Source organism: Mycobacteriales bacterium (assembly GCA_035504215.1).
In the GTDB taxonomy this organism is placed as follows: Bacteria; Actinomycetota; Actinomycetes; order JAFAQI01; family JAFAQI01; genus DATAUK01.
Genome location: DATJSI010000148.1, coordinates 1 through 3,153 on the forward strand (window position 1 = coordinate 1; position 3,153 = coordinate 3,153).

Below are 3,153 nucleotides of genomic sequence, written 5' to 3' on the forward strand. Positions count from 1 at the left end.
CGACGAGCTGCGCGACGCGATCAAGGCGGGGCGGCTGGCCGGCCTGCGCGGCTTCGGCAGCAAGAGCGAGGAGAAGCTGCTGCGCGGCATCGAGCTGCTGGACGCCGCCGGCGGCCGGGTGCTGCTGAACGTCGCCGACGACACCGCGGCCCGCGTCGTCGAGGTGATCAGCGCGGTTCCCGGGTGCCAGCGGTGCGCTCCGGCCGGCTCGCTGCGCCGGTTCGCCGAGACCATCGGGGACGTGGACGTGCTCGCCGCGGCCGACGACTCGGGCCCGCTGATGGCCGCGCTCACCGGCATGCCCGAGGCGGCTTCCGTGATCGGCTCCGGCCCGACGAAGACCTCGATCCGTACCGACGCGGGCCTGCAGATCGACCTGCGGGTGGTCCCACTGGACTGCTGGGGCGCGGCGATGCAGTACTTCACCGGGTCACAGGCGCACAACGTGGCGGTGCGCGAGATCGCGGTGCGCAAGAAGCTCAAGCTGTCCGAGTACGGCCTGTTCGACACCGAGACCGGGGAGCTGATCGTCTCGCAGACCGAGGAGGAGGTATACCGGCGTCTCGGGATGCCGTGGATCCCGCCCACGCTGCGCGAGCACTGCGGCGAGGTCGAGGCGGCGCTGCGCGGCGGCCTGCCGGAGCTCGTCACCGAGCAGGACGTGCGCGGCGACCTGCACACGCACACCGACCTGACCGACGGCGTGGCGACGCTGGCCGAGATGGTCGCCAAGGCGCAGGCGCGCGGATACGCGTACTACGCAGTCACCGATCACGCACCTAACCTGTTCATGCAGCGGATGACCGACGAGAAGATGCTGGCCCAGCGCGAGCAGGTGCGGCGCCTGGGGGCGCAGCTCGAGGCGGGGGCGCCCGGGCCGGGCGGCGAGCCGATGGTGCTGCTGCACGGCACCGAGCTGAACATCGCGCCGGACGGCACGGTCGACTGGCCCGCCACGTTCCTCGACGGCTTCGACGTCTGCGTCGCGTCGGTGCACTCGAACTTCGACCAGTCGCGTGCGGCGATGACCCGGCGGTTCGTCGCGGCCTGCGAGAACCCGCACGTGAACATCATCGGCCACCCGCTGACCCGCAAGATCGGACGGCGGCCGCCGGTCGACGTAGACCTGCCAGAGCTGTTCCGGGCCTGCGCCAGGACCGGAACGGCGCTCGAGGTGAACGCGCACCCGAACCGGCTCGACCTGCCCTCCGCGCACATCAGGGCGGCAAAGGACGCCGGGGTGAAGTTCGCCATCGACAGCGACGCCCACTTCACCGGCGGCCTCGACTACCTGCGCTACGGCGTCGGCACCGCGCAGCGCGGCTGGCTCACCCCCGACGACGTGATCAACACCTGGCCACTGCCCCGCCTGCGCGCGTTCCTCCGCAAGAACCGCTAAGGCCCGCTTCCGCGGCGACGAGCCGCGGAACCGGGCCTTTGCTAGCGGCCGATCAGCCCCAGCCGCCTCCGCTGACGACGGCGCCGGTGGTCGGGTTGAGGATCACCGGCTGGAAGTGCGGCCTGGTGCTGAAGTCGAGCAGGCCGCCTCGGGCGTCCAGGCTGCCCGAGGTCGCGTCGAACGAGCCGGGGATGCGCTCGCCGTGCAGCCAGTTGTTCTCGATGAACTTCACCACCGAGGCTGTGTCGGTGAGGTTGCTGCTGACGTAGTTGTCCCGCGTGTACGGCGAGATAACGATCATCGGCAGGCGCTGGCTGTAGCCGCAGCGGCCGTTGCCGCTGCCGACGGTGATCGCGGTCGCCTCACACATGGCCGTGTCGATCGTGGAGTTGTCGGACCCGTTGATCAGGGCACCGGCGGACTCGGGTGAGACGTGGTCGTACCAGCCGTCGGAGTCGTCATACGTGATGACGATCGCGGTGGACGGCCAGTACCTGGACTGCTCGATCTGGTTGACCGTGTTGACCACGAACTGCTGCTCGTCGAGCGGGTCGGACTCGCCGGGGTGGGCGCTCTGGGCCGTCGTGGCCTTGAGGTAGCTGACCGACGGCATGTTGCCGTCCTTCAGCGTCTCGTAGAAGTCCGACAGATCGTACTGGTGGTTGGCCTGGTCGGTGCGGCCGATCGCGGCCTCGGACGACGGCGGCAGGTGAGCCGGGTTCGCCGTGGTCGCGTTGTACTGGAACGGGTTCCAGTGCGGCGTGTACTCGTTCAGCGCGCTGCCGTCGACGTTGTCGCTCTGCGCGCCGCAGACCACCCCGCCGCTGTTGGAGGACGTCGGGGCGAACCCGCCCTGGAACCAGCCCCACGTGACGTGCTTGGAGTTCAGCAGGTCGCCGATGTTATCGCCGGTCATCACCGCTTCGGGGTTGGTGGACGTGTGGTTGGAGTCCGAGCACTCGTCGTAGTACGGGTCGACGTCACCGTAGACGGTGCCGTCCGGCGTGATCGCGCCCGCGTCCGTGGTCTTCGTCCCGGACGGGGTGACCGCGTAGCCGTCCGAGCTCAGGCCCGAACTCACGTCGATCGCGCCTTCGGTCGAGGGCCCGAACGTGGTGTCCCAGTTGTTGTCGCTCATCGCGTAGTTCTGCGCGTAGTTCCACAGACCGGTGACGGTGTTGCCGTCGAAATAGTCCATGACGATGCCGGGCGGGCCGTAGTACTCGCCGGTAGTGGAACAGTCGTCCTGCTCAGTGAACTGGACGAACTCGTTCATCTTGCCGCCGTTTTCGGCTTCCTGCTCCGGGAAGTAGTCGTGGTTCTGGTCGCAGGTCAGCGCCTGGGCATGAGTCAGCCGCTGCGGGTTGTACTCATTCGGGTTACTGGTCAGCAGCGGCCCGGCCGACCCGTTCTTGGTGATCTTGGTGTACAGGCCGTTGACGGTCGGGGTGCCGGGCTTGGCGTGGAACGGCGTGCCGTCGGTGTTGGCCGCGAACGGGTAGGTGCCGAAGTAGTGGTCGAACGACTCGTTCTCCTCGAAGATCACGACGAGGTGCTTGATGGGGGTCGCCGTCCTGTTGGTGTCGCGGTAGTAGCTCGCCGAAACCAGCGCAGGGGTGTGGTAGCCGGCGAACTTCGGCGTGCTGGACGCGCTCGCCGCGGTCGCGCCGATCGCCACGCCGATGGCCAGGGCGAACGACGCCGCCACGGCGATCGTGAGACGGAGCCGCTTGCGCAAGCTCCGGATCGTTGGG

Annotated in this window: 2 protein-coding genes; one reads left to right on the forward strand and one right to left on the reverse strand. The window is 68.8% G+C overall.

Annotation, left to right across the window (positions count from 1 at the left end; genetic code table 11):
- The coding region (locus VME70_16890) for a PHP domain-containing protein (GenBank protein HTW21872.1) at positions 1–1,399 on the forward strand (1,399 nt) is incomplete at its 5' end.
- A 52-nt stretch (positions 1,400–1,451) separates the two neighbouring features.
- On the opposite strand, the gene VME70_16895 is transcribed toward VME70_16890, so the two are convergent.
- The coding region (locus VME70_16895; GenBank protein ID HTW21873.1) for an alkaline phosphatase family protein at positions 1,452–3,153 on the reverse strand (1,702 nt) is incomplete at its 5' end.